We start from the raw sequence: 25,343 nt of genomic DNA on the forward strand, positions 1-25,343 counted from the left end.
CCGGGCCGTGGACGCCACGCTGACCGGGGTCGGTGTCGGGCCGGGTGACCCGGAACTGCTGACCGTCAGGGCGGTACGGGTGCTGCGCGCGGCCGACCTGGTCTTCGTACCCGTGATGGCGGACCGGCCTGGGTCCGACGCCGCGGCCGGGCGGGCCGAGCGCACCGTGCGGGAGTACGTGGCGGCGGACCGGCTGCGCCGGCTGCCGTTCGCCCTGGACGACCGGGGTGGGGTGACGGCCCGCCGGGCGGCGGCCTGGGACGACGCCGCGCGAGCCGTCGTCGAGGCGATCGACACCGGCGCGCGGTCGTTGGCCTTCGCCACCATCGGCGACCCGAACGTCTACTCCACCTTCGGCTACCTGGCGCAGAGCGTCCGGGACCTGCGCCCGGCGGTGCGGGTGGCCACCGTCCCCGGTGTCACCGCGTTGCAGGAGTTGGCCGCGCGCAGCGGCACCCCGCTCTGCGAGGGACGCGAACCGCTGACCCTGCTGCCGGCCACCGCCGGACTGGCGCTCTTCGCCGACGCGTTGGCCGGGCCGGGCACCGTGGCCGTCTACAAGGGCTGGCGGCGGCACCCGGAGCTGCTCGCCGAGCTGCGCCGACAGGGCCGGCTCGCCGACGCCGTGCTCGGGCGCAGCGTGGGGCTGCCCGGCGAACGCATCGGCCCGGTCGACGACACCGACCACGACCTGCCGTACCTGTCGACGCTGCTGGTCCCGGCCCGCCGCGAGCACCGAGGAGGAAAACTGTGACCAGCGACGGCAAGGTGTGGTTCGTCGGCGCGGGCCCCGGGGCGGCGGATCTGCTGACCCTGCGGGCCGCCCGGGTGATCGCCGAGGCGGACATCGTGGTCTGGGCCGCCAGCCTGGTGCACGCCGACGTGCTCGCCCACGCCCGCGCCGGCGCCGAGATCGTCGACTCCTCGCAGCTGCCGATCGAGGGCGTGCTTCCGCTCTACCGGCGCGCCGCCGAGCAGGGGCTGACCGTGGCCCGGATCCACTCCGGAGACCCGGCGCTGTGGGGCGCGGTGCAGGAGCAGCTGGACCTGTGCCGGGCGCTCGACCTGGCCGTCGAGATCGTGCCCGGAGTGTCCTCGTTCACCGCCGTCGCGGCGATCGTCGGACGGGAGCTGACCGTGCCCGAGGTGGCCCAGTCGGTCATCCTCACCCGCCTCGAAGGCGGCAAGACGCCGATGCCGCCCGGTGAGCGGGTCCGCGACTTCGCCCGGCACGGCACCACCATGGCGCTGTTCCTCTCCGCCGCCCGCTCCGGGCAGGTGCAGGCCGAACTGCTGGCCGGTGGCTACCCGGAGGACACCCCGGCCGTGGTGGCGTACCAGGCGACCTGGCCCGACGAGCTGGTGGTGCGCTGCACGGTCGGCACCCTGGAGGCGACGGTCAAGCAGCACCGGCTCTGGAAGCACACGCTCTTCCTGGTCGGGCCGGCCCTCGCTGCCGAGGGCACCCGCTCGCACCTGTACCACCCCGGGCACTTCCACACCTTCCGTCGGGCCGAGCCGGCCGCCCGCGCCGAACTTCGCCGCCAGGCGGGTGCCCGTGCCGGGGAGACAGCCGCGCCGGGGCACACACCATGACGTACGCCGAGCCGCCGCTGCGCGAGCCGGACCTGCCGCGTACCGCGAAGGTCCGGCCCACCGCGCTGCGCACCGGCTGGACCACCGGCGCCTGCGCGACAGCGGCGGCCAAGGCCGCGGTCACCGCGCTGGTCACCGGCGCCACCCAGCAGGAGGTGGAGATCGGGCTGCCCGCCGGGCGGCGGGTGCGTTTCCCGGTCGAACGCTGCGAGGTGACCGGCAGCCCACCGGTCCGCGCCGAAGCGGTGGTGGTCAAGGACGCCGGGGACGACCCCGACGTCACCCACGGCGCCGAGCTGACCGCCACCGTCGACTGGACCGATGTCCCCGGCCTGCGGCTGGCCGGCGGTGCCGGCGTCGGCACGGTCACCAAGCCCGGTCTCGGGCTCGCGGTCGGCGGCCCGGCGATCAACGACACCCCACGTCGGATGATCAGCGAGGCGGTGGCCGAGGTGGTCGACCTCAGCGAGGTCGGCGTCCGCGTGGTGATCAGCGTGCCCCGGGGCGAGATCATGGCCCGCAAGACCACCAACCGGCGGCTCGGCATCCTCGGCGGCATCTCCATCCTCGGCACCACCGGGATCGTCCGGCCCTTCTCCACCGCCTCCTGGCGGGCCAGCGTCGTACAGGCCGTGCACGTGATGGCCGCCCAGGGCGAGCGGACCGTGGTGCTCTGCACCGGCGGGCGCACCGAACGGGCCGCCCGCGCGCTGCTGCCCGAGCTGCCCGAGGTCTGCTTCGTCGAGGTCGGCGACTTCACCGGCGCCGCCGTGACCGCCGCCGTGGGCGACGCGATGACGGGGGTGGCCTTCGTCGGCATGGCCGGCAAGCTCGCGAAGCTCGCCGCCGGCATCCTCATGACCCACTACACCCGCTCCAGGGTGGACCTCTCCCTGCTCGGCGCGGTGACCGCCGAGGCCGGTGGCGACCCGTCGCTGGTCGCCGCCGTGACCGAGGCGAACACCGGCCGGCACGCGTACGAGCTGTGGGAGGCCGCCGGACTGCTCGCCCCGGCCGGCGACCTGCTCTGCCACCGGGTCCGCCAGGTGCTGCGGCGCTTCGCGGGGCCGACGGTCACCGTGGACGTGGCGATGGTCGACTTCGCCGGCGCGCGGGTGGTCGCCTCGTCGGGTCGGTGGAACCCGTGACCCCGGTGGAACCCGTGACCCCGGTGACCGTGGTCGGCCTGGACGCCGCAGGCGCCCCGCCGCATCCCGCGCTCGCGCCGGCGCTGGCCGCCGCCGGTCTGGTGGTCGGGGCCGCCCGGCACCTGGCCGCGGTGCCCGTACCGCCCGGCGCGGCCACCGTCGCCCTCGGGCCGCTGGATCCCGCCGTACGGCGGCTGGCCGCCGCCGTCGGCGACGGTGTGCCGGCCGTGGTGCTGGCCAGCGGAGATCCGGGCCTGTTCGGCATCGTGCGACGGCTGCGCGCGGCCGGGCTGCCGCTGCGGGTCGTTCCCGCGGTGTCCAGCGTGGCCGCCGCGTTCGCCCGTGCCGGGCTGCCCTGGGACGGCGCCGCCGTGGTCACCGCGCACGGCCGTGACCCGCGACCGGCGCTGAACGCCTGCCGGGCGCTGCCACTGGTCGCCGTGCTTACCGCGCCCGGCGCCGGCGCCGCCGAGCTGGCCGCCGGGCTGGCCGGCTGGTCCCGCCGCCTGGTCGTCGCCGAGCACCTGGGCACCGACGCCGAACGGGTCAGCGAGGTGACCCCCGAGCAGGCTGCCGCCAGGACCTGGGGCGACCCGCACGTGCTGCTCAGCATCGCCGCACCCGACCCGGCCGACCCCGTCGCGCCCGCCGGGATGCGGGCCGACAACCAGCCTGCCGCCGCGCCGGTCGGCGGCTGGGCACTGCCGGAGAGCCGCTACGCCCACCGCGACTCGATGATCACCAAGTCGGAGGTACGCGCCCTCGTCGTCGCCCGGCTGCGCCCCCGGCTGGGCCGCCTGGTCTGGGACATCGGCGCGGGCAGCGGCTCGGTGGGCATCGAGTGCGCCCTGCTCGGGGCTGCCGTCCTCGCCGTCGAGCAGGACCCGGAAGGTGCCGCGACGATCCGGGCCAACGCCGCCGCGCACGCCGTCGACGTCCGGCTGGTCGTCGGGCGGGCCCCGGCGGCGCTGGCCGGTCTGCCCGAGCCGGACGCGGTCTTCGTCGGCGGCGGTGGCGGGGACGTCCTCGCCGCCGTGGTGGCCGGTCGACCCGAACGGGTGGTGCTCACCCTGGCCGCCCTGGACCGGGTCGCGCCGGCCGTCGGGCTGCTGCGCGCCGCCGGCTACACCGTCGAGGGCAGTCAACTCTCCGCCGCCCGCCTCGCCGACCTGCCCGGCGGGTCGATCCGCCTCGCGGCCACCAACCCGGTGGTCGTCCTCACCGGGGAGCGCCCGTGCACAACCTGACCTCGCACACCCGGATCGGGCTGGTCGCGACCACCGCCGCCGGTCGGCGGCACGCCCACACCGTCGCCGCCGCCTGGCCACACGCCCGGCTGGTCGAGGGGGACAGCGTCGCCGACGCGCTGCGAGACGCCTGGGGGCGGTGCGACGCCGTGGTCGCCTTCCTGGCCACCGGCGCGGTGGTACGGATCCTCGCCCCGCTGCTCGGCGACAAGCGCACCGACCCGGCCGTGGTGGTCGTCGACGAGGCGGCCCGGCACGCCGTGGCGCTGCTGGGCGGGCACGCCGGCGGTGGCAACGACCTCGCCGAAGAGATCGGGGCTCTCCTGGACGCCCGACCGGTGGTCACCACCGCCACCGACGCGGTCGACCTGCCGGGGCTGGACACCCTCGGCTGGCCGGTGGAGGGCGCGGTCGCCGCGGTGTCCCGCGCCATCCTGGACGGTGAACACGTCCGGCTGATCGCCGACGCCGAGTGGCCGCTGCCCGCCCTGCCACCGAACGTCCGTCCGCGGACCGCCGACGAGGGCGGCGACGCTCCGGAGGACGGGTACCGGCTGCTGGTCACCGACCGGGTCGTGCCGCTGGACGGGCGGACGGCGGTGCTGCGACCCCCGTCACTGGTCGCCGGCGTCGGTGCCAGTCGGGGCGTACCCGCCGTCGAGGTGGCGGAGCTGCTGCACCGGGTGCTGGCGCGGGCCGGCCTCAGCCCGGCCAGCCTGCGCTGCCTGGCCAGCGCCGACGTCAAGGCCGACGAGGCGGGCATCCTCAGCACCGCCGACGCGTGCCGCGTACCCCTGGTGACCTGGACGGCGGCGGAGCTGGCGGCGGTCGACGTGCCGCACCCCAGCGAGGTGGTCCGTGCCGCGGTCGGCACGCCGAGCGTGGCGGAGGCCGCCGCCCTGCTCGGCCATGCCGGCCGGCTGGGCGACGCCGCCCTGCTCGTGCCGAAGACAGCGTCGGCGATGGCCACCGTGGCGGTGGCGAGGCACGCGCCGCGCGGCCGGCTGGCCGTCGTCGGGCTCGGCCCGGGCGCTGCCGACCTGCGCACCCCCCGCGCGGTGGCCGAGCTGCGCCGCGCCGCCGTGGTCGTCGGCCTCAACCAGTACCTCGACCAGGTCCGCGACCTGCTCCGACCGGGCACCCGGGTGCTCTCCAGCGGGCTGGGCGCGGAGGAGGCACGGGCCCGCGCCGCCGTCGCCGAGGCCGCCGCCGGGAGGGCGGTCGCGCTGGTCGGGTCCGGCGACGCCGGGGTGTACGCGATGGCCAGCCCCGCCCTGGAGTACGCCGACGAGCGCATCGACGTGGTCGGCGTCCCCGGGGTGACCGCGGCGCTGGCCGCCGGCGCGCTGCTCGGCGCCCCGCTCGGCCACGACCACGCCTACGTGAGCCTGTCGGACCTGCACACCCCGTGGGAGGTCATCGAGCGGCGGGTGACCGCCGCCGCGGAGGGCGACTTCGTGACGCTGTTCTACAACCCGCGCAGCCGCAACCGGGACTGGCAGCTCGGCGCGGCCCTGACGATCCTCGCCGAGCACCGGCCGGCGGACACCCCGGTCGGCGTGGTGCGCAACGCCAGCCGCCCCGACGAACGCGTACACCTCGCCACGCTGGCCACCGTCGACCCGGCCGTGGTCGACATGTACAGCGTCGTGGTCGTCGGCAGCAGCGACACCCGGCTGGTCGCCGGCCGCATGGTCACGCCCCGGGGGTACCGGTGGCGATCGTGACCATCGGCGCCTGCCAGGGCTGCGGCGCCTGCCTGCTCACCTGCCCCACCCACGCGATCCGTCCGGTGGCCGGCGGTCTGACGGTCCGCGCCGACCGCTGCACCGGCTGCCTGGAGTGCCTGGAGATCTGCCCGGTGGACGCGATCCGCGTCGCCGACCCCGACGAACGTGGAGGAGTCCGATGAGTTCGACCGCCGTCAGCACCGCACCCCCGGCCGGCCGCTGGAGCCGTGCCGAGCGGGCCCGCCTCGGCGGCATCGTGCTCGCCGTCGCCGTGCTGCACATCGCCGGCTGGAGCCTGTACCTGTACTGGAACCACCAGCCCGTGGCGGCCGGCGGGCTGGCCGGAGCCGGCGCCCTCGCGTACGTGCTCGGGGTCCGGCACGCCTTCGACGCCGACCACATCGCCGCCATCGACGACACCACCCGGCTGATGCTGCTGCGCGGCCGGCGGCCGGTGGGCGTCGGGTTCTTCTTCGCCCTCGGGCACAGCGCCGTGGTGCTGCTGCTCGCCCTGATCGTCGGGCTGGCCTCGGCCAACCTCACCGGCCCCGGGCTGGAGCAGGCCCGCGAACTGGGAGCCACCATCGCGATCGTCACCGCCACCCTCTTCCTGGCGCTGGTGGCCGCGCTCAACGCGGTGGTCCTCGGCGGGTTGGCCCGGCTGTGGCGACGGCTGCGCCACGGTGACCTCGACGAGCGGGAACTGGACCTGCAACTGCTCAACCGAGGGCTGATGCGGCGCGTGCTGGGTTCCCGGGCCCGGTCGCTGGTGCGTTCCTCCTGGCACATGGCGCCGGTCGGGTTCCTCTTCGGCCTCGGCCTGGAGACGGCCAGCGAGGTGACCCTGCTGGCGCTGTCGGCCAGCACCGCCGCCTCGGGCGGGCTGCCGGTGCTGGCCCTGCTGACGCTGCCACTGCTCTTCGCCGCCGGCATGTCCGCCATGGACACCGCGGACAGCCTGCTGATGAGCCGCGCCTACTCGTGGGCGTACCGGCAGCCGGCCCGGCGGCTCTACTACAACCTGGCCACCACGGCGATGACGGTGCTGGTCGGCGCGGTGGTGGCCAGCGTCTACCTGGCCGGCCTGCTGGTCGACCACCTGGGGGTGACCGCGCTGGCCGGGTACGCGGCCGTCGCCGACCACTTCGAGCAGCTCGGCTACGTGGTGGTGGGGCTCTTCGTCGCCTCCTGGGTGGGTGCGGTCGCGCTGTGGAAGGTGCGCGGCTACGACCACCGCTACGGCGGGGCGCAGCCCGCCGGCCCGAACTCCGTCGGTGTGGGGGAGCAGCAGTGAACCGGGTCGTGCACCCCATCGAGGCCGAGTCGTACCGCATCCTGCGCGACCGTGTCGACCTGTCCCACCTGCCGCCGCTGAGCCGGGCGGTGACCGAGCGGGTGGTGCACGCCAGCGCCGACCTGGCGTACGTCGACGAGCTGGTCTGCGACGAGGCGGCCCTGGAGTCCGGGCTGGCCGCGCTGCGCGCCGGAGCGCCGGTGGTCACCGACGTGGCCATGGTCGCCGCCGGCATCACCCGGGCCGGCCGGGAGCTGGTCTGCCCGGTCGCCGAACCGGCCGCCGCCGAACTGGGCCGGGCGGCCGGGATCACCCGGTCGGCGGCGGCGGTACGGATCGCACTGGACCGGGTCGGCCCGGGCGCGGTCTGGGTGGTCGGCTGCGCGCCGACGGCGCTGGTCGAACTGCTCACCCTGGACGCCGCGCCCGCGCTGGTCGTCGGCCTGCCGGTCGGCTTCGTGGGCGCGGCCGAGTCGAAGGCGGCGCTGCGGGCCAGCGGCCTGCCCGCAGTGTCCAACGTGGGGGAGAAGGGCGGTTCGGCGGTTGCCGCCGCCGCCCTCAACGCCCTGCTCTACGTCGAGGAGATGTCATGACCGGTCTGGTCATCGTCGGGCACGGTACGCGCAGCGCGACCGGGGTCGACCAGTTCGCCGCGCTGGTCGAGCGGGTCCGCCGACGCGGTGTCGTCGGTGACGTGGAGGGCGGCTTCATCGAGCTGTCCCGGCCGCCGCTGACCGACGCGGTGACCGCGCTGGTCGAGCGGGGGCACCGGTCTCTGGTGGCGCTGCCGCTGGTCCTCACCGCGGCCGGCCACGGCAAGGGCGACATCCCCGCCGCCATGGGACGCGAGCAGGAGCGCCACCCCGGGCTGAGCTACCGCTACGGCCGTCCGCTCGGGCCGCACCCACTGCTGCACGACGCCCTCGAACAGCGCATCGACGCGGCGCTGGCCGGCGCCGACCGGGCCGGCACCTGGGTCGCGCTGATCGGCCGGGGCTCCACCGACCCGGACGCCAACGCCGAGGTGGCCAAGGTGGCCCGGCTGCTCTGGGAGGGGCGCGGCTACGCCGGCGTCGAGCCGGGGTTCATCTCCCTGGCCGAGCCGTCGGTGCCGCAGGTGCTCGACCGGCTGCGTCGGCTCGGCGCGCGGCGGATCGTGGTCGCGCCGTACTTCCTGTTCGCCGGGGTGCTGCCGGACCGGATCGTCGCCCGGTCGGCGGAGTTCGCCGCCGCCCACCCCGAGCTGGACGTGCGGGTCGCCGGCCTGATCGGCGACTGCGACGCGCTGGCCGACCTGGTGTTGGAGCGCTACGCCGAGGCGCTGGGCGGCGACATCCGGATGAACTGCGACACCTGCGCGTACCGGGTGCTGATGCCCGGCTTCGCCGACAAGGTGGGGCGTCCGCAGCGCCCGCACGACCACCCCGACGACCCGGTCGGCGGCCACCACCATCACCACGGGCACGGCCACGAGCACCACGGGCACGGCTCGGTGGCCGTGGTCGGCGGCGGACCGGGGCCCGACGACCTGATCACGGTACGCGGCCGGGCGCTGCTCGACGCCGCCGACGTGGTGGTCGTCGACCGCCTGGCCCCACAGGGGTTGCTCGCCGGACTGCGCCCCGACGTGCTGGTGGTCGACGCCGCCAAGGTGCCCCGTGGCCCGTCCGTGGCCCAGGAGGCGATCAACGCGGCCCTGGTGTCGCACGCTCGCGCCGGCCGGCGGGTGGTCCGGCTCAAGGGCGGCGACCCGTACGTCTTCGGACGCGGGCACGAGGAGGTGCTGGCCTGCCGGGCGGCCGGCGTACCGGTGACCGTGGTCCCCGGAGTGAGCAGCGCGTTGGCCGCGCCGGCGCTGGCCGGCGTGCCGGTGACCCACCGGGGTGTGGCGCACGACGTCACCGTGGTCTCGGGGCACCTGCCGCCGGGGCACCCCGACTCGCTGGTCGACTGGGCGGCGCTGGCGCGGGCCCGGGGCACCGTCGTGCTGCTGATGGCCGTGGACACCATCGCGAAGATCGCGGCTGTGCTGGTCGAGCACGGCCGTGCCCCGCAGACTCCGGTGCTCGCCGTGCAGGACGCCGGGCAGCCCGACCAGCGGTCGGTGCCCGCCCGGTTGGACGAGATCGGCGCGGTCGCCGCCCGGGAGGACATCCGTCCGCCCGCCGTCTTCGTCCTCGGCCCGGTGGTCACGCTCGGGACCACCGGGCCCACGGACTGACGACTACTCGCTGCGGGCGGTCTCCGGTCCGGTGATGCGTTCCAACAGCGGCAGCGTGGAGGCGATGACGCCGAGGCAGGTGGCCAACCCGACGACGACGATCACGTAGAAGCCCGGCTGCGGCGCGACGAGCGTGTAGTCCATCTGCGCCCGCAGGAACAGATGGGCGGCGAGGAGGCCCATGCCGATGGCGACGGCGGCGACGGCGAGCATCGGTACGGCGCTCTCCAGCGCCACCACCCGGCGCAGGACCCGCACCGGCGCGCCGCTGAGGCGCAGCAGGCTGAAGGGGCGCCGGCGTTCGGTGAGGCCGCCGATGACGCTGACCGCGAGGCTGCACCCGCCGAGCGCCAGGCTGGCGACGGTGATGACGTTCGCCAGTTGTTCCCAGCCGCGCAGGGTGTTGGCGAAAGCCGACTCGAAGTCGCCGGGCACGTTCGGCGCCACCCGGAAGGCCGGAAGCGCGGTCTCGAGGACGGTGCGTGAGCGTTCGACGGCGGCGGCGGAACCGTCCGTGCCGACGACGATCGACAGCACCGGCAGCCTCTGCAGGTCGCCGGGTGGGACGGAGGCCGTCGGCCAGACCCTCGTGGACGACGCCGTTTCCCGGAAGGGGATGAAGCCCATCGCCACCTCGGCGACGCTCGCGCCGTCGGCGCACCGGCCGTAGGCGCTCGGGAGTTCGGTGCACGCGACCAGGCCGGGCTCGCTGGCGCTCATCATGTCCGGGTTTTCGCGCACCGCCGCCGCGAACCGCACGCCGGTGGTGGAGCGCAGTTCGGTGAACAGCGCGTCGGGTACCGAGGGTGACTTCTCGCCGAAGTCCATGGACAGGGTTCTCGCCTCGGTCGAGCCGATCGGCGCCGGGCCGCGGTTGGCGACGATCGTGGTGATCACGCCGACGGCAACGCTCGTGACGAAGAGCGCGAGCATGATGCCGCTGATCGCCCGGAAGCCGGCCTTCGGGTTGTCGGCGAGACGGCGCGCGGCGATGAGGGTGGCGGGGCGACTGGCGTACCGGGCCAGGACCCGGGCGCCCACCATCGTCAGCCACGGGCCGGCGAGGACCAGGCCGGCCATGATGAGCAGCAGGGCGGGTAGGAACACCGCGGTCTGGCCGTCGGAGGTCTCGGGCCGGTAGCCGATGGCGTAGAACAGCATGGCGACACCGAGCAGGATCGGGATCAGCCGGTACGCCCGCGGTGCGCGGGGGGTGACCCGCCGGGTGACACCCAGCGGAGAGATCCGTACGCGGCGCAGCGAGACCTGGGCCGCCACCGCCGCACCGGCCGGAACGCCGAGCGCCACGAGCAGGACGTCCAGCACGCCCAGTGACATGTCGCTGGGAAAGAACGGCATGCCGGTGAACGGGATGCCCGCCATCGGGCCGCGCAGGGCGTGGAAGAGGCCGAAGCCGAGGGCGGTGCCGACGACGGCCGCGGCGGTCGCCTCCGCCGCCGCGACCACCGATATCTGCTTCGGTGTCGCGCCGACCAGGCGCATGGCGGCGAAGCGCTGCTCCCGGCGGGCCGCGCTGAGCCGGGTGGCGGTGCCGATGAAGATCAACACCGGAAACAGCAGGCCGCCGGCGATGACGCCGAGGATGAGGTTAACCGCGGTCTCGGGCAGCGCGGGGGTGTCGCCGACGCTGGTGAGCTGCTGGGCGAGGGGCAGCCTGGCGACCTCGTCGGGGGTGCCGCCCATGATGACGAGCAGGGTGTCCGGTGAGGTCAGTGCGGCCGGGCCGACGGTGCCGAGGTCACGCCCCGGGTAGCGCTCGGCCAGTTGGTCGGCGGGGTGGGCCGCGAGCAGCTTCTGTAACGCGGGGGAGGCGTAGTACTCCCCAGCCCTCGGGGTCGTCGGGATGCCGACCGGGGTGGGCGCGCTCGGGCCGGTCGCGGCGACGTCGATCCGGATGATCTGCTCGCCGTGGAAGTAGTCCTCCCGGGTCGACCACCACAGGGGATCGGCGTCGCCGCCCGTCGAGGCTTGGGGATGCACCGACGCGGCCCGGGTGAGCTGGGCGTTGACGGCGTTGACCCCGGCGAGGGTGGTCAGCAGCAGCCCGCTGCCGATCGCGACGGCGGCGGCGATGACGGCCAGGCGGGTGAGCGCCTCGCGGCCACCGGCCACGGCGAGACGGAGCCCGAAGCCGATCATGAGGCGATCCGGTCCGGCGCGTTGACGCGCCCGTCGCGGACCATGACCTCGCGGTCGGCGTACGCGGCGATCCTGGCCTCGTGGGTGACCAGGATGACCGTGGTGCCCTGCTCGCGGGCAGCGCTGACCAGCAGGTCCATGACCTGCTCGCCGGTGAGCGAGTCGAGCGCGCCGGTCGGCTCGTCGGCGAAGAGGACCTGCGGCTCGGCGACCAGGCCCCGGGCGAGGGCGACCCGTTGCGCCTGCCCGCCGGACAGCTCACCGGAGCGGCGCTGCTCCATGCCGTCCAGGCCGAGGCGTTCGAACCAGGCGTACGCCCGGCGCAGCGCCAGCGTCCGGCGCACGCCGCTGAGCAACAGCGGCAGGGCGACGTTCTCCGCCGCGGTGAGCTCGGGGACGAGCTGACCGAACTGGAACACGAAGCCGAAGCGGTCGCGCCGCAGACTGCTGCGCTCGGGCTCGGACATGGTGTCGACGCGGACCCCGTCGAAGAGGATCTCGCCGGAGTCGGGCACGAGGATGCCGGCCAGGCAGTGCAGCAGGGTGGACTTGCCCGAGCCGCTGGGACCCATGATGGCGAGGATCTCGCCCGCGTCCACGGCGATGCTGGCGCCGCGCAGCGCCGGGGTCCGGCCGAACGCGAACTCCGCGTCGCGTGCTTCGATCACGACGCTCATGGCCGCACCGCCTTCCTCAGGGCGTCCAACCGGGCGCCGGTTATCTCGATCCATCGGAGGTCCGCCTCCAGGTGGTACAGGCCGTGGTCGGCGAGCAGCGCGTCGACCAGACTGCCGCCACGCTTGATCTCGGTGAGCTCGCGCATCCGCCGCAGGTGTGCGCTGCGCTGGGTGTCCAGGTATTCGTCGGCGGGGCGGTCCAGCATCAGCGCGAGCACGACCTTGGCGAAGAGCACCGTCTGCAGGTGCGGCTCCGGGTCGACCGGCTGGGTCAGCCACTGCTCGACCTCGGTCGCGCCCAGATCGGTGATGATGTAGCGCTTGCGGTCGGGGCCGGAGCCGGGGGCGACGTCGCTGATCACCACCTTGCCGTCCCGGGCCAGTCGGCTGAGGGTGGAGTAGACCTGGCCGAACGGCAGCGGCTTGCCCCGCCCGAAGAAGGCGTCGTAGTCGCGTTTCAGGTCGTACCCGTGGCTGGGCTCCCGTTCGAGGAGGCCGAGAAGGGTCAGTGGCACGCTCATGCCAGGAGACTACCCTGAGGGTATACCCCGCGTATATACCCTCGGTATCTTCTTCGCGGGCGGCCGGGCAGGCGTGGGCACTCGGCATGAGGGGTGGACCGCCGCGCGGTCAGCCCAGCAGGGCGCGGGCCAGGGCGTACCCGGCGGTGGCCGCGGCGAGCCCGGCGGCGACACTGCCCGCCACGTTGGCCAGCGCGAGGAGGCGGTGGCCGCCCTGCGCCAGTCGCAGCGTCTCGTAACTGAAGGTGGAGTAGGTGGTCAGCGCGCCGCAGAATCCGGTGCCGAGCAACGCGCCGACCACCGGGCCGGCCGGCATCCCGACGAGGGCGCCGAGCAGTAGCGACCCGATCACGTTGACGGTCAGCGTGCCCCAGGGGAACGCCGAGTCGTGCCGGGACTGCACGGCCCGGTCGGTGAGATAGCGCAGGGGCGCGCCCACGGCCGCGCCCAGGGCGATGAGCAGCACGGTCATCGGGCTGCCCTCCGTCGTAGCAGTCCGGCGGTGACGGCATCGCCCAACCCGACCGCGACGAGTGCCCCGAGCACCGTCGCGGCCAGGTACGCCAGCGCGATGCCCGGAGCGCCCGCCACCAGCGCCTGCTGGACGTCCACCGCGTAGGTGGAGAAGGTGGTGAAACCGCCGAGCACCCCGACCCCGAGGAACGGGCGGACCAGCGGACGCCCGCTGCCGAGGTGCCCGAGCACCGCCATCAGGACGCCGATCAACAGGCAGCCGGACAGGTTGATCCCGAACGTCGCCCACGGGAAGCCCGTCGGCGGGTGCGGGGCGGCGTGTTGCAGGCCGGCCCGGGACAGCGCGCCGAGCACCCCGCCGGCCGCGATGGTGAGGAGGATCGTTGCCGGGCGCGCGGTCAGCTCGCCCCGGTCGGCGGGGACGCGGAGGTCGACGTCGGGGTCGGTGCGCGGCTCGAACGGCTCTGACACGTGTCCTCCCCACCAGCACGGGCGTCACTGGCAGGGACCGTTGGCGAGCGGCGTCGCGGTTCTCCCGGCGCGTACGCGGGACGGCGGGCCCCACCGCCGGGAGCCGTCCGGCTCCGCGGCCAGCATATCGTCGTCGAACCGTGCTCCCTCAGCGCGTCACGCGACGGCAGGTCAGCGCACGGCCGCGACGGCGGCGTCGGGACCGCCACGCCACACGGTGCCGACCTCGCCGAAGCCCGCCGCGGTCAGGGTGGCCAGGTGCCAGGAGACCGGCGGGTTCCACTCCGGGCTGTGCCCGGTCGGGTAGATGGCGCTCCGTTGGGCGACCAGGGGCGCGAGCGCCGGGTCGGCGCCGGCCCGCTCCCACCAGTCCGACCAGGAGGGGACCGCTCCTGCGGCGTACCGGGCGGCGCGACGGTCCCGCGCCCGGTCGAGCAGCCGCTTGGTCAACTCGGGAAGGGTGTCGTCGGGCATGTGGTCGGCGTTGACGAAGATCCCGCCGGGCCGCAGCACGTCGCGGATCTCGCCGTAGAGCAGTCCGAGGCGGTCCGCCGGCAGCCAGTGCAGCGCGGTGGCGGTGAGCACGGCGTCGTACTCGCGGTGGGGCAGCGCGGACAGCCAGTCGGGGGTGCCGAGGTCGGCGGTGACGATGGTGGCCCGGTCGGTCAGCGAGGCGCCGGCGATGGCCAGCAGCGCCGGGTCGAGGTCCACGAGGGTCACCTCGGCGGTGGGGAAGCGCGCGAGGGTTCGCAGCGAGATGGTGCCGGTGCCGCCGGCCAGGTCGAGCAGGCGCGGCGGTCGGCCGTCGAGGACCGCGTCGACGGCGTCGAGCATCGCGGTGAACCGGTGTTCCCGATCCGGCAGGTACGCCTCCTGCTGGCGGTCCCAGCTCTCCTGCCACGCCGACGCATCCGTGATGTAAGGAGTCATGCCGATCAGGCTAGTTACCACTCGCGGAGCCTGTCCAGACCTTGTTGCACATAATTTGCAATTGCTGGATGATGGCAACGCGATGATCACCGTGGCGCCGGGTCGGGCGGTCCGCCCGACCCGGCGCCACCCGCGCCAGCGGCGCGGCAGGGGTCACGCCGCGGTGCCGACCAGGTCGGTGTCGGCCGTCGTCGGCCCACTCCGGCGGGCCAGTCGGATCGCCCCGAGCAGGACGACCAGGCCGGCCAGGGTGATCGCGGCGCCGGCCCAGATCGGCGCGGTGTAACCGAGCCCGGCGGCGATGGTCACCCCGCCGATCCAGGCGCCGAACGCGTTGCCGAGGTTGAACGCCGCGATGTTCGCCCCGGAGGCGAGGGTGGGCGCCTGGTGGGCGTACCGCATGATCCGCATCTGCAGCGGCGGCACGGTGGCGAAACCGAACGCTCCCATCAGCACCAGGGAGGCGATGGTCAGCGTCTGGCTCGTCGCGGTCAGGGCGAACCCGACGAGCACCACGGTGAGCGCCGCCAGGACGGTGACCAGGGTGCGCGACAGTGACACGTCCGCCGCCCGGCCGCCGAGCAGGTTGCCGGCGAACAGCCCCACCCCGAAGAGGACCAGCAGCCACGGCACCGTGCCGGTGGCGAAGCCGCTGACCTCGGTCAGCGTGTAGGCGATGTAGGTGAACGCGCCGAACATGCCGCCGAAGCCCAGGATCGTGACCACCAGGGAGAGCCATACCTGCGGGTGGGTGAAGGCGCGCAGTTCACCGCGCAGCCCACCGGTGGCGGTCTGGGCGTCGGCGGTGCCGCGACCGGGAACCAGCAGCGCCAGTCCGATCAGTGCGACCACCCCGATGCCGGTGATCGCCCAGAACGTCGACCGCCAGCCGAAGTGCTGGCCGAGGAAGGTGCCGAAGGGCACGCCGAGCACGTTCGCGATGGTGAGCCCCGCGAACATCATGGCGATCGCGCCCGCGCGGCGGGCCGGTGCGACGAGGCCGGCGGCCACCACCGCGCCGATCCCGAAGAACGCGCCGTGGCAGAGCGCGGCGACGATCCGGCCGGCCATCATCACGGCGTAGTCGCCGGCGACCGCGGAGAGCAGGTTGCCGATGATGAAGAGCACCATCAGGCCGAGGAGCACCGGCTTGCGCGGCAGTCGGGTGACCGCGGCGGTGAGGGCCACCCCGCCGACGGCCACGCTGAGCGCGTAGCCGGAGATCAGCCAGCCGGCCACCGGCTCGGTGACCGCGAAGTCGGCGGCCACGTCGGGCAGCAGCCCCATGATCACGAATTCGGTGAGCCCGATGCCGAAGGCGCCGAGGGCCAGGGCGATCAGGCCGGGCGGCATGGACGTGTGGCGTACGGACATGGTCGTCCCATCGGGGAGGGGTCAGATAGCTGGCGCGTGCAACTACCCGCGCCTACAACAAGATAGTTGCACGCGCCTTATATCGGCGCAAGCGTGGTAGCCTGGGCCGTCCAGGTCACACCCGAGGAGGCCGGCATGGGCATCGCCGACGACGCGGTCGAGATCCGCGCGCAGGGCTGGCGCACCCTCGCCGCCCTGCACGGGCTGATCGAGACGTCCCTGGAGCGGGCGTTGCAGGCCGGCCACGCGCTGTCCGTCGTGGAGTACACCGTGCTCGACGCGCTCTCCCGGCAGGACGGCTGGCACATGCGCATGAGCCAGCTCGCCCGCGCGGCCGCGCTCTCCGGCAGCGCCACCACCCGCCTGGTCACCCGGCTGGAGCACCGCGGCCTGCTGACCCGGATCCTCTGCGCCGACGACCGGCGCGGCATCTACACCGAGCTGACCCCGGCCGGCTCCGACCTGCTCGCCCGGGCCCGACCCACCCACGACCGGGTGCTGGCCGACGCACTGTCCCAGGCGGAGGCCACCCCCGAGCTGGCACCACTGGTCGACGCGCTGCACCGCCTGCCGACCGCCCGCTGACAGCCCCCACCGCACCACTGGTGCGGCCGGGCGTACGGTACCGGCAGCCACGCCGGGACCGTCGCGCGAAGGAGGCAGGGCGATGCAGGACCGCACCCCTCGTCCGGAGGAGCTGGAGCCGATCGAGCGGGCCGGCGTCGACGAGCTGCGCACCCTGCAGCACGAACGGCTGCGCTGGTCGTTGCGGCACGCGTACGACAACGTGCCGCACTACCGCCGTGCGTTCGACGCGGCCGGGGTGCACCCCGACGACTGCCGCGACCTCACCGACCTGGCCCGCTTCCCGTTCACCGGCAAGGCGGAGCTGCGGGAGAACTACCCGTTCGGCATGTTCGCCGTACCCCGGGAGCGGGTCGCCCGTCTGCACGCCTCCTCCGGCACCACCGGCCGGCCGACGGTCGTCGGCTACACCCGCGACGACCTGCGCACCTGGGCGCGGCTGATGGCCCGGTCGATCCGGGCCTCCGGTGGCCGTCCCGGCGACCGGGTGCACGTGGCGTACGGCTACGGGCTGTTCACCGGCGGGCTCGGCGCCCACTACGGCGCGGAGGAGCTGGGCTGCACCGTCATCCCCGTCTCCGGAGGCATGACCGAACGGCAGGTCATGCTGATCCGCGACTTCGAACCCGAGGTCATCATGGTCACGCCCAGCTACATGCTGGCGATCGTGGACGAGATGCAGCGCCAGGGCGTGGACCCGCGGGCCACCTCGCTGCGGGTCGGCATCTTCGGCGCGGAGCCGTGGACCGAGGACATGCGCCGCGAGATGGAGGACCGGCTGGACATCCACGCGGTCGACATCTACGGGCTCTCCGAGGTGATGGGCCCGGGCGTGGCCACCGAGTGCGTCGAGACCAAGGACGGGCTGCACCTCTGGGAGGACCACTTCTACCCGGAGATCATCGACCCGGTCACCGGGGAGGTCCTGCCCGACGGCGAGCAGGGTGAGCTGGTGCTCACCTCGCTCACCAAGGAGGCCATGCCGGTCGTCCGGTACCGCACCCGCGACCTCACCCGCCTGCTGCCCGGCACGGCCCGCCCGATGCGCCGCATCGAGAAGATCACCGGTCGGACGGACGACATGATGATCGTGCGCGGGGTGAACATCTTCCCGACCCAGATCGAGGAGCTGATCCTGCGGACCCCGCAACTGTCGCCGCACTTCCAGTGCGTACTCGACCGGCAGGGCCGGCTGGACACCCTGACGGTGCGGGTGGAACGGCGGGCCGAGGTCACCGTGGACGCCGCCGAGCGGGCCGGCGCGACCCTGGTCGAGCTGGTGAAGAACACCATCGGGGTGAGCGTGGCGGTCGACGTCCTGGCCCCGGACGGGGTGGAGCGCTCGGTGGGCAAGATGCGGCGCATCGTCGACCAGCGGCGGGCCGGCTGACGTGCCGGAACAGCGCAGTCCGGCATACGCCATGTTCGACGCCGACGCGGCCTCGCGGGGCCTCGGCATCGAGCTGGTCGAGGCCGGCGAGGGTACGGCGGTGGCCCGGATGCGGGTGACCGACCAGATGCTCAACGGCCACGCCATCGCCCACGGCGGCTTCGTCTTCCTGCTCGCCGACACCGCCTTCGCGCTGGCCTGCAACAGCCACGGCCCGGTCACCGTCGCCGCCGGCGGCGAGATCACGTTCGTCCGGCCCGCCCGCGCCGGCGACCTGCTCACCGCCCACGCCACCGAGCGCACCCGGTACGGCCGCAGCGGCATCTACGACGTCACCGTCACCCGCGACGACGGCGAGGTGGTCGCGGAGTTCCGGGGACGCAGCCGCACCCCGGCCGCACCACCGTCGAGCTAGGACCCCACCGCCCCGCGTGGCCGCACCGGATGGCTGCCCACCTGGGGCAGGATGACCGGATGCGACACGTCGTGCTGTTCCACTCCGTGTACGGGCTGCGGCCCGCCGTGCGCGCCGCCGCGGACCGGCTCCGCGCCGCCGGGCACCGGGTCGTCACCCCCGACCTGTACGGCGTCCCGGCCGCCGACACCGTCGAGGAGGGGTTCGCGCTGCTCGACAAGATCGGCCAGGAGGTGGTGCTCGACCGTGCCCGGACGGCCCTGCGGGAACTGCCGGCCGAGACCGTGCTCGCCGGCTTCTCGATGGGTGCCGGCGTCGCCGGGGCGCTGCTGGCCGAACGCCCCGACGCCACCGGTCTGCTCCTGCTGCACGGCACCGGCGGCGCACCGGAGGCGGTCCGCCCCGGGTTGCCGGTGCACCTGCACCTCGCCGACCCCGATCCGTACGACACGCCGGACGAGGTCGACGAGTGGCAGCGGGCGATGACCGACGCCGGCGCCGACCTGGCCGTGTTCCGCTACCCCGGCGTGGGGCACCTGTTCACCGACCCGGACCTGGCCGAGTACGCCCCGGACGCCGCCGCGGCGGCCTGGCCCCGCGTGCTGGCCTTCCTCGACTGAGCGTCGACACCTGCCGGGCCGGCACCGGTTTGTCCTGCTCCGGCGGTCAGCGGGTGCCGGCGCCGATGCGCGGGGGCGTGGCGGTGCCGTGAACGCGCTTGGCGTGCGCGGCATACACCCGGGGTGCCATGACCGGCATGAGCAGCCGAGCCGGCAGCGGGGCGTGCGCGAGCACCGCCTTGATCACCTCGGGGTCTCCCTCGTACATCGCCATGCCGAAGCTCAGCGGCAGCCGCTTCTTCGGCGTGTCGCGCAACCCGTGCTCACCGAGCTTCGCCCACTCCGCCGCGGTGACGTGCCTCTTGGCCAGCGGGAGGATCTCGGCCTCTTCCATGGCCATGTGCTCGGTGGTCACGGCGCGGAGACGCTCCAGGGCGTCAGCCAGTTCGCTTCCCTCCCGCGCCGTCCGACGCCAGTCGGGAAGCAGGGCGACCACCGCCGCGTAGGCCTCCTCGATGGCGTGGTGCTGTGCCTGCATGGTGGGGACGATGGCGGTCGCCTCCGCGCCACCGCGCCCGGCGAGCAGCGGCCACAGGAACATGTCCTCGCCCTCGTGGTGCAGGTGTAGCTGCTGGCACATGAGCGCGGCGTGGGCGCCGACGACCTCCGCGCGCTTCACGTCACCCGGCCGCACGTCGCGGACGAGCTGCGGAAGCAGGCCGAACTCGCGACGGAACATGATGTGCACCATGTACATGTCGCGGACGTCGGCCATGGCTTCCTGGTGTTTCTGGTTCACGGTGACCTTTCCAAGGGCTTCAGTGGGTCGAACACGTCGATCATGTGTGCTGTGACTTGTAGGCGGCTTGGAATCCCGCAACCGGGACGGGTCAGTCGGCCAGCGCCGCCGTCGCCTCGGCGAGCCAGTGCGGCGACTCCCACCGGCGGGCCACCGTGGCCGCCAGCGTGAAGTGCCGCGCCGCCTCCTCGGTGCGGCCCAGGAGTCGGAACAGCTCCCCGAGCGTCAGCGCGACCGGCCGCAGCACCGCCGCGGTGGTGGAGAAACCGGCCAGTTGGTCACGCACCGGGAGCAGTGCGTCGACCACGGGCTGCGCCAGGTCCCGTCGACCCAGCGCCACGATCACCATCGCCCGCACGGAGAGCAGCGATGACTCGAAGTAGTCGGGGCGGTAGGTGTGCCGCCCGATCGGCATGGCCCGCGCCTCGTCCACCCGTCCGCTCTCGATCAGCGCCAGCGCCAGCAGGTCGTCCACGATCGGCCCCAACAACCCGCGCACCCGCCGGGTCGGCTCCAGGTGCTCGCCGAAGCGCCGCTGGCTGATCAGCAGGGTCGCCGTGGAGAAATAGTGGAAGGCCTCGGCGTGCAGCGAACCCTGTCGCCGCATCTGCTCGGCAACCTCGTCGTAGTGTCGCCGCGCGGCGACGAAGTCACCGGCGATGTGTGCGAGGGCGCCCCGTGCGCACAGGTGGATCACCTGCGCCTCGTTCAGCTGGTACGTCTCGGCCAGCCACCCCTGCCGGGCGACACTGACGCGCAGCTCGTCCGGCTCGTTGAGCGCGGCGGCGGCATGGCCGAGCACCTGCTCGGCGACCCAGCGGTAGGTCACCAACCCGTGCTCGTCGGCGAGGTCGCGCAGCTCCAGGGCCAACTCCCGGCGTTGCGACGCCTCCCGCTCGTAGCTCATGGTGCGGACCCGCGCGGCCAGCCCGAGGGCGCGCAGCTCGGGGTCGTCCAGCCGCCGCGAGATCGCCAGCGCCTCCCGTCCGGCCGCCACACCCCGAGGATCGGATTCGCCGTCCAGCTCCGTAGCCAGGGCGTCGAACAGCCGGCAGCGCTCGACCGGGTCCAGGCCGTCGGCACGCAGCAGCCGGGTGAGCAGCTCCACGACCTTGTGTTCGACGACGCCGTACTCGTGCGTCAGCCACGGGGTGGGGACGGTCCACGCGGTGAACGCCGCGACCAGCAGGTCGTCGCGGCCCGACGCGGCGGCGACGTCGATGGCCCGGGCGCGGGTCCGCTGGGCGGCGGCCACGGCACCGGCCCGAGCCTGGGCGCGCAGCAGCCGGCCGAGCAGATCGACCCGCAGAGCATCGCGGTCCCCGGCGACCGTCTCGACGGCGTCGACGGCGTTGCTGAGCAGCTCGATCGCGGCGTCGTACGCGTACCGGCGCTCGGCCAGTTCGGCCGCGCGGACGGCGTAGTCGACGGCGAGGGGCGCGGTGTCGGCCGACGCGGCACGGGCGTAGTGGTGGGCCAGCGCCGGATAGTCGTCGGGCGCCAGCCGGCGGGTGGCGGCGGCGATCCGCGCGTGCAGGCGGGTGCGGCGCAGGTGCGGCAGATCCGTGTAGATGGTGTCGCAGACCAGTCCGTGCACGAACCGCACCCGACCCGGCGCCGGTTCGGTGAGCAGACCGGCGGCCAGCCCGGCTTCCAGCGCTTGCAGGACGGTGCCCTCGTCGGTGCCGGCGGCGTCGACGAGTGTGCGCACGTCAGCCTCCCGGCCGACGGCGGCGCAGAGGCGCAGCACCGATACCGCCGCCGACGGCAGGCGGGAGAGGCGCCGGCGCAGCACGTCGCGTACCCCCTCCGGCACGTCCGAGATGGCGACGAGCGTGCCCTCGGAGGCGAGCAGCCGGGCCGACTCCCGGACGTAGAACGGGTTGCCGCCGGTCCGCTCGGCCAGCGCGGCGACCGTGTCCCGGTCGACGGTGGTCCGGGCCAGCGCGCCGAGCAGCCGTTCGACCTCGGACGTCGTCAGACCGCCCAGCTGTATGCGGTGGGGTGACCGGCGGGCCAGCACGGCCATCGTGTCGGCGAGCCGTTCGGGGTTGTCGGCGGGTCGCAGCGCCGCGACGAACAGGACGGCGCCACCGGTCATCTCGGTGACGCTGTTCAACAGGAGCAGCGTCTCGGCGTCCGCGGCGTGCAGATCGTCGAGAACGACGGCGACCGGTCGGCCGACCGCGGCGGCGTCCAACCAGGCGGCGACGGCGCGGTGCAACCGGAACCGGCCGGCGGTGACGTCGCCGCCCGGCTCGCCGTCGCCCCCACCGAGCAGCGGGGCGAGCGCCGGCGCGAGATCGCCCGGCGGTGCCTCCGTGGCGAGCTGCCGCAGCGCCTCGACCCAGCCCCAGGCCGGCGGGGCGCCCTCGACCTCGGGGCAGCGGCCGACGGTGACCAGCCAGCCGCGGGCGGTGAGTTCCTCCTGGAGCCTGGTGAGCACACTCGTCTTGCCGGCCCCGGCCTCCCCGCTGACCAGCGCGACCCGCGGCCCGCTCACCACCGCCTCGGCGGCTGCCTGCCCAAGAGCCGCCAGCTCGGCCTCCCGCCCGACGAACACCTCCTCCGACACCGATCGCTCGGCGTCGACGCGCGCCGCCGTCGCGGCCACCGGTGGGAGCAGGTCGAGACGCTGGCCCAGGATCGCGGACTCCACCTCGACCAGCGCCGGACCCGGGTCCAGGCCGAGCTGATCGGCCAGGGTCGCCCGGGCCCGCCGTAGCGCCGCGAGCGCGTCGCCCTGCCGACCGGTACGCCACAACGCCAACGCCAGCAGTCGCCAGCTCTCCTCCCGCAACGGCGCCTGCCGGGTCAGCGCCTCCGCCTCCGGCACCGCCTCGGCCGCGTCGCCGCAGCGCACGGTCACGTCGAGCAGCAACTCCCGGGCGGCGAGACGCAGCTCCTCCAGCCGCATCACCTCGGCCTGCGCCCACGGCTCGGCAGCGAATTCGGCGTACGCGGGACCGCGCCACAGGTCGAGCCCGGTGCGCAGCAGCAGGCGTGCGCGCCCTGGGTCGGCGGAGCTGACCGTGCGCGCCTCGGCCAGCAGCGTCTCGAACCGAGCGGCGTCCACGGCGTCGGTGGGCACCCTGATGGCGTAGCCGGGCGGCACGGTGACCAGGACCCGCGCCGGTGCGCGGCGCTCGCGGCCCGGCTCCAACACGCGGCGCAGATGCGAGACGTACGCCTGGAGGGAGACGATCGCCCGGGGTGGCGCGTCACCCCGCCACAGCTCGTCGATCATCCGACCGACGGAGACGACCTCGCCTCGGGCCGCCAGGAGGAGCGCGAGCACGGCGCGTTGGCGGGGGCCGCCGAGGTCGACCGGGCCGCGTGTGTCGACCTCGACCTCTAGCGGCCCGAGCACCCGTAGCAGCATGACTGCGCCAATCCTAGTCACGCGTGTGGGCGGCTTTCCGATCCCGGCGCAGACACCCTCGTCCGATACGGTGGCAGTTCGGCGGGCGGTGGCGGACCCTCAGGCGGCGGCCAGGCCGTCCCGCCTACGGATCAACGGTGGGCGGGGTACGGCGCGCACCGTGCCCGGTCCAGCGCCGACGCCAGCAAGCGCGCGGTGTTCGGCTGACCTCCCAGCCATCGGGCGGATCGGCGCCGAGGGTCGGTCTTCGACCGGGGGCCGGTGATTCGTCCGGTCCGGTGACGCCGCTGCGGCCCGCGTCGGCGCCACGTCGCCCGCCGACGTGATGGCTCGGAGCCAGCGGGAGGCCGGGGGACGGTTGGTCGCTGGAGCCAGCGCGGCCGCTGTCGGGGTGCGGACGCGTCCGTGTGACGGCGCCGGACCAGCCGGGCCGGCCGGCCGTGCCGGAGTCAGTGCCGCGAAGGCGTCGTCGAGGCGGCCGGCTCGGGCCCGAACGGCGTCGAGGCGCACGACCTCGGCGGACCGCGCGACGGAGCCACCGACCTCGGTGCCGGCGTGGACCGCGGCAGGTCGGCCCGCACCGGCGGGGAAGTCGGAGTTGACGGCGTCCGGGCGGACGGTGTCGAGGCGCGGGGCGTCGGTGGCCCGGTCGGCGAAGACGGCGCGCAGGGCACGGGGCAGCCGCTCGGCGGCGATCCGGCGCAGCGCGGGCGCGGCGAACGCGTACCCGCCGGCACGGTGGGGGACCAGCAGCCCGGCGGCGACGAGCACACGCAGCGCCGGCTCGGCCCGCCCGGGCGTCCAGCCGAGGGCCCGGTCCAGCGCCGCGCCGGAGACCACGCCGCCGAGGGTGGCGGCGGCCATCAGCACCGCCCGGCGTTCGCCGTCGAACCGGTCCAGCTCCGCGCCGACCGCCCGGCGCACCGGCTCCGGCAGCGGGGGCGCAGCCGGGTCCGCGCCGTCCACGATCGATGCCACGTACGCCGCCGCGTGCCCCGGCCGACCGCCCACCAGCGGCAGCAGCCGGTCCACCAGGGCCACCGGTTGCCCGGCGCGGGCCAGCAGTTGGCGCAGCAGTCGCCCCGACTGCACCGTGGCCAGCGGCCGGATCGCCACCCGTCGGGCGGGACCCGGCCGGGTGTCGGCCCACTGCGGCTGGTGCAGGGTGACCAGCGCCAGCGGCAGCCGGCGCGCCGTGGCCGCGGTGAACAGCGCGTGCAGGAATCGGCTCACGGCGGGCGCGGCCCGGTCCACGTCGTCCACGGCGACGATGAGCGGCCGGTCGGCGGCCAGTCGCAGCAGCGCGTCCCGGCAGATCGCCGCCCCGGACAGCGCCTCGGCCGAGGAGTCCGGGGCGGCCAGCAGCCGTTGCAGCGCCCGCACCGCCGCCGCGACGCGGGCCGTCGGGAGCAGCGGCGTGAGGGCTTCGGCCAGCCGGTCGCGGACCGTCTCCGGGCCGTCACCGTGACGGATCCCGGCGAGGTCGCGGAGCAGCTCCGCGACCGGCGCCAGAACCTGATCGGGGTACGGCTGGCAGGTCGCCACGCACCAGCGCACCGCCACGCCGTCCACAGTGGTCAATGATCGGGTCAGCTCGTGCAGCAGCCGGCTACGGCCGCTGCCGGTCGGGCCCACCAGGGACACCCAGCGGGGGTTGTGCTCGCGGACCGCCCGGTTCAGCTGGTCACGGACGGTGGCCAGCTCGCGGCGACGGCCGATCAACGGACCGTCGTGCCGGTCGGCACTCGGGCGAACGGGGCCGACGGCGTGCCACACCGGCATCGGGGGCATCCGGCCGCCGACCGGCACCGGCACCAGCTGGCGCTGGGCGATCAGGCCGGCGGTGGCCCGGGCGGTGGCCGCGCAGAGCGCGACGGCGCCGGGTGGCGCGTACTCCTGCAGGCGGGCAGCGGTCGTGATCACGGCACCGCTGGCCACGCCGTGGCCGCCGCTGACCGCGACGCCCAGGTCGACCACCACCTCGCCGGTGGCCACGCCGACGCGTACCCGCAGTTTGACGCCGCCGACCAGCTGCCGGCGGTCCAGCGCGGCCTGGATCTCCAGTCCGGCGCGGACCGCGCGGTAGGCGTCGAACCCGTCGGAGTGTCGCGCTCCGAAGAGGGCCATCACCGCGTCACCGACGTACTTCTCGACCACGCCGTGCCAGCGGTGCAGCACGCCGGAGACGGTGTCGAAGTAGGCCCGTTGCAGCGCCCGGACGTCCTCCGGGTCCAACCGCTCGACCAGCGCGGTGGAACCGACGATGTCGACGAAGAGCACGGTCACCGTGCGTCTCTCCTCCGGCACCGGCCAGTGTGGGCGAGTGGTCCGCTGCGTGTCGATGACGGTGGTGGTCATGGGTATCGCAC

The 25,343-nt window shown here is 74.7% G+C and carries 23 protein-coding genes; 13 read left to right on the forward strand and 10 right to left on the reverse strand.

Annotated elements, in window-relative coordinates:
* The first annotated feature begins 7 nt into the window (after positions 1–7).
* The 9 genes from cobI to cobA are packed head-to-tail and all read left to right on the forward strand — an operon-like array spanning position 8 to position 9,236.
* Complete coding sequence (cobI, locus tag ACTWLT_RS12510) at positions 8–754, forward strand: precorrin-2 C(20)-methyltransferase (protein ID WP_445318641.1); 747 nt, start codon at positions 8–10, stop codon at positions 752–754.
* Entirely contained in the window at positions 751–1,596 is an 846-nt protein-coding gene (gene cobM, locus ACTWLT_RS12515; protein ID WP_445318522.1) for a precorrin-4 C(11)-methyltransferase, read from the forward strand. Before cobI ends, cobM begins: the two co-directional genes overlap by 4 nt.
* A complete protein-coding gene (locus ACTWLT_RS12520; protein ID WP_445318523.1) occupies positions 1,593–2,744 on the forward strand; it encodes a cobalt-precorrin-5B (C(1))-methyltransferase in 1,152 nt (383 codons plus the stop codon). The genes cobM and ACTWLT_RS12520 overlap by 4 nt, the downstream gene beginning before the upstream one ends.
* Positions 2,732–3,991, forward strand: a complete 1,260-nt coding sequence (gene cbiE / locus ACTWLT_RS12525) for a precorrin-6y C5,15-methyltransferase (decarboxylating) subunit CbiE (protein ID WP_445318524.1) — start codon at positions 2,732–2,734, stop codon at positions 3,989–3,991. Before ACTWLT_RS12520 ends, cbiE begins: the two co-directional genes overlap by 13 nt.
* On the forward strand, positions 3,979–5,718 hold the full coding sequence (gene cobJ / locus ACTWLT_RS12530; protein ID WP_445318525.1) for a precorrin-3B C(17)-methyltransferase: 1,740 nt from the start codon (positions 3,979–3,981) through the stop codon (positions 5,716–5,718). The genes cbiE and cobJ overlap by 13 nt, the downstream gene beginning before the upstream one ends.
* On the forward strand, positions 5,706–5,903 hold the full coding sequence (locus ACTWLT_RS12535; RefSeq protein ID WP_328416320.1) for a DUF362 domain-containing protein: 198 nt from the start codon (positions 5,706–5,708) through the stop codon (positions 5,901–5,903). Before cobJ ends, ACTWLT_RS12535 begins: the two co-directional genes overlap by 13 nt.
* Positions 5,900–7,015 carry a HoxN/HupN/NixA family nickel/cobalt transporter gene (locus ACTWLT_RS12540; protein ID WP_445318526.1) on the forward strand — a complete coding sequence of 372 codons (1,116 nt, stop codon included), beginning with the start codon at positions 5,900–5,902 and terminating at the stop codon, positions 7,013–7,015. The genes ACTWLT_RS12535 and ACTWLT_RS12540 overlap by 4 nt, the downstream gene beginning before the upstream one ends.
* On the forward strand, positions 7,012–7,608 hold the full coding sequence (locus tag ACTWLT_RS12545) for a precorrin-8X methylmutase (RefSeq protein ID WP_445318527.1): 597 nt from the start codon (positions 7,012–7,014) through the stop codon (positions 7,606–7,608). The genes ACTWLT_RS12540 and ACTWLT_RS12545 overlap by 4 nt, the downstream gene beginning before the upstream one ends.
* The gene (cobA, locus tag ACTWLT_RS12550) at positions 7,605–9,236 is read left to right on the forward strand and encodes a uroporphyrinogen-III C-methyltransferase (RefSeq protein ID WP_445318528.1); all 1,632 of its coding nucleotides are present in this window, start codon (positions 7,605–7,607) and stop codon (positions 9,234–9,236) included. Before ACTWLT_RS12545 ends, cobA begins: the two co-directional genes overlap by 4 nt.
* Positions 9,237–9,239: 3 nt before the next feature.
* Here cobA and ACTWLT_RS12555 read toward each other — a convergent pair whose 3' ends face one another.
* From ACTWLT_RS12555 to ACTWLT_RS12585, 7 genes are all read right to left on the reverse strand, one after another.
* Complete coding sequence (locus ACTWLT_RS12555; RefSeq protein WP_445318529.1) at positions 9,240–11,396, reverse strand: ABC transporter permease; 2,157 nt, start codon at positions 11,394–11,396, stop codon at positions 9,240–9,242.
* Entirely contained in the window at positions 11,393–12,073 is a 681-nt protein-coding gene (locus ACTWLT_RS12560; RefSeq protein WP_445318530.1) for an ABC transporter ATP-binding protein, read from the reverse strand. The genes ACTWLT_RS12555 and ACTWLT_RS12560 overlap by 4 nt, the downstream gene beginning before the upstream one ends.
* Positions 12,070–12,594 (reverse strand): PadR family transcriptional regulator, encoded by a 525-nt coding sequence (locus tag ACTWLT_RS12565; RefSeq protein ID WP_445318531.1) that lies wholly within the window; start codon positions 12,592–12,594, stop codon positions 12,070–12,072. The genes ACTWLT_RS12560 and ACTWLT_RS12565 overlap by 4 nt, the downstream gene beginning before the upstream one ends.
* A gap of 109 nt (positions 12,595–12,703) precedes the next feature.
* Positions 12,704–13,066 (reverse strand): fluoride efflux transporter CrcB, encoded by a 363-nt coding sequence (crcB, locus tag ACTWLT_RS12570; RefSeq protein WP_445318532.1) that lies wholly within the window; start codon positions 13,064–13,066, stop codon positions 12,704–12,706.
* Complete coding sequence (locus ACTWLT_RS12575) at positions 13,063–13,539, reverse strand: fluoride efflux transporter FluC (protein ID WP_445318533.1); 477 nt, start codon at positions 13,537–13,539, stop codon at positions 13,063–13,065. The genes crcB and ACTWLT_RS12575 overlap by 4 nt, the downstream gene beginning before the upstream one ends.
* 171 nt (positions 13,540–13,710) lie before the next feature.
* On the reverse strand, positions 13,711–14,469 hold the full coding sequence (locus tag ACTWLT_RS12580) for a class I SAM-dependent methyltransferase (protein WP_445318534.1): 759 nt from the start codon (positions 14,467–14,469) through the stop codon (positions 13,711–13,713).
* 153 nt (positions 14,470–14,622) lie between these two features.
* Entirely contained in the window at positions 14,623–15,843 is a 1,221-nt protein-coding gene (locus ACTWLT_RS12585) for an MFS transporter (protein ID WP_445318535.1), read from the reverse strand.
* Positions 15,844–15,978: 135 nt separating this feature from the next.
* Between ACTWLT_RS12585 and ACTWLT_RS12590 the strand changes: the two genes are divergently transcribed.
* From ACTWLT_RS12590 to ACTWLT_RS12605, 4 genes are all read left to right on the forward strand, one after another.
* A complete protein-coding gene (locus tag ACTWLT_RS12590; protein ID WP_445318536.1) occupies positions 15,979–16,428 on the forward strand; it encodes a MarR family winged helix-turn-helix transcriptional regulator in 450 nt (149 codons plus the stop codon).
* An 82-nt stretch (positions 16,429–16,510) separates the two neighbouring features.
* Complete coding sequence (gene paaK, locus ACTWLT_RS12595) at positions 16,511–17,818, forward strand: phenylacetate--CoA ligase PaaK (RefSeq protein ID WP_445318537.1); 1,308 nt, start codon at positions 16,511–16,513, stop codon at positions 17,816–17,818.
* Positions 17,819–17,849: 31 nt separating this feature from the next.
* Positions 17,850–18,233, forward strand: coding sequence for a hydroxyphenylacetyl-CoA thioesterase PaaI (paaI, locus tag ACTWLT_RS12600; protein ID WP_445318538.1), 384 nt, complete (start codon positions 17,850–17,852; stop codon positions 18,231–18,233).
* A gap of 59 nt (positions 18,234–18,292) precedes the next feature.
* A complete protein-coding gene (locus tag ACTWLT_RS12605; RefSeq protein WP_445318539.1) occupies positions 18,293–18,853 on the forward strand; it encodes a dienelactone hydrolase family protein in 561 nt (186 codons plus the stop codon).
* Between the two features lie 46 nt (positions 18,854–18,899).
* Here the strand turns inward: ACTWLT_RS12605 and ACTWLT_RS12610 are convergent, their stop codons facing one another.
* From ACTWLT_RS12610 to ACTWLT_RS12620, 3 genes are all read right to left on the reverse strand, one after another.
* Positions 18,900–19,592: a hemerythrin domain-containing protein gene (locus ACTWLT_RS12610; protein ID WP_445318540.1), complete on the reverse strand. Its 693-nt coding sequence runs from the start codon at positions 19,590–19,592 to the stop codon at positions 18,900–18,902.
* A 91-nt stretch (positions 19,593–19,683) separates the two neighbouring features.
* Positions 19,684–22,974: an ATP-binding protein gene (locus ACTWLT_RS12615; protein WP_445318541.1), complete on the reverse strand. Its 3,291-nt coding sequence runs from the start codon at positions 22,972–22,974 to the stop codon at positions 19,684–19,686.
* Positions 22,975–23,073: 99 nt separating this feature from the next.
* The gene (locus ACTWLT_RS12620) at positions 23,074–25,332 is read right to left on the reverse strand and encodes an AAA family ATPase (RefSeq protein WP_445318542.1); all 2,259 of its coding nucleotides are present in this window, start codon (positions 25,330–25,332) and stop codon (positions 23,074–23,076) included.
* Between the last annotated feature and the right edge of the window lie 11 nt (positions 25,333–25,343).

The sequence above is a fragment of the Micromonospora yongxingensis genome, from assembly GCF_052601155.1.

Bases quoted from the DNA above. Each gene is read 5' to 3' on its own strand.
- ACTWLT_RS12520 (WP_445318523.1), top strand. From the start codon at position 1,593: ATGACGTACGCCGAGCCGCCGCTGCGCGAGCCGGACCTGCCGCGTACC.
- crcB (WP_445318532.1), bottom strand. From the start codon at position 13,066: ATGACCGTGCTGCTCATCGCCCTGGGCGCGGCCGTGGGCGCGCCCCTG.
- ACTWLT_RS12580 (WP_445318534.1), bottom strand. From the start codon at position 14,469: ATGACTCCTTACATCACGGATGCGTCGGCGTGGCAGGAGAGCTGGGAC.
- paaI (WP_445318538.1), top strand. From the start codon at position 17,850: ATGTTCGACGCCGACGCGGCCTCGCGGGGCCTCGGCATCGAGCTGGTC.
- cobA (WP_445318528.1), top strand. From the start codon at position 7,605: ATGACCGGTCTGGTCATCGTCGGGCACGGTACGCGCAGCGCGACCGGG.
- ACTWLT_RS12585 (WP_445318535.1), bottom strand. From the start codon at position 15,843: ATGTCCGTACGCCACACGTCCATGCCGCCCGGCCTGATCGCCCTGGCC.
- ACTWLT_RS12555 (WP_445318529.1), bottom strand. From the start codon at position 11,396: ATGATCGGCTTCGGGCTCCGTCTCGCCGTGGCCGGTGGCCGCGAGGCG.
- ACTWLT_RS12590 (WP_445318536.1), top strand. From the start codon at position 15,979: ATGGGCATCGCCGACGACGCGGTCGAGATCCGCGCGCAGGGCTGGCGC.
- ACTWLT_RS12560 (WP_445318530.1), bottom strand. From the start codon at position 12,073: ATGAGCGTCGTGATCGAAGCACGCGACGCGGAGTTCGCGTTCGGCCGG.
- ACTWLT_RS12615 (WP_445318541.1), bottom strand. From the start codon at position 22,974: ATGCTGCTACGGGTGCTCGGGCCGCTAGAGGTCGAGGTCGACACACGC.
- ACTWLT_RS12565 (WP_445318531.1), bottom strand. From the start codon at position 12,594: ATGAGCGTGCCACTGACCCTTCTCGGCCTCCTCGAACGGGAGCCCAGC.
- ACTWLT_RS12605 (WP_445318539.1), top strand. From the start codon at position 18,293: ATGCGACACGTCGTGCTGTTCCACTCCGTGTACGGGCTGCGGCCCGCC.
- ACTWLT_RS12540 (WP_445318526.1), top strand. From the start codon at position 5,900: ATGAGTTCGACCGCCGTCAGCACCGCACCCCCGGCCGGCCGCTGGAGC.
- ACTWLT_RS12620 (WP_445318542.1), bottom strand. From the start codon at position 25,332: ATGACCACCACCGTCATCGACACGCAGCGGACCACTCGCCCACACTGG.
- paaK (WP_445318537.1), top strand. From the start codon at position 16,511: ATGCAGGACCGCACCCCTCGTCCGGAGGAGCTGGAGCCGATCGAGCGG.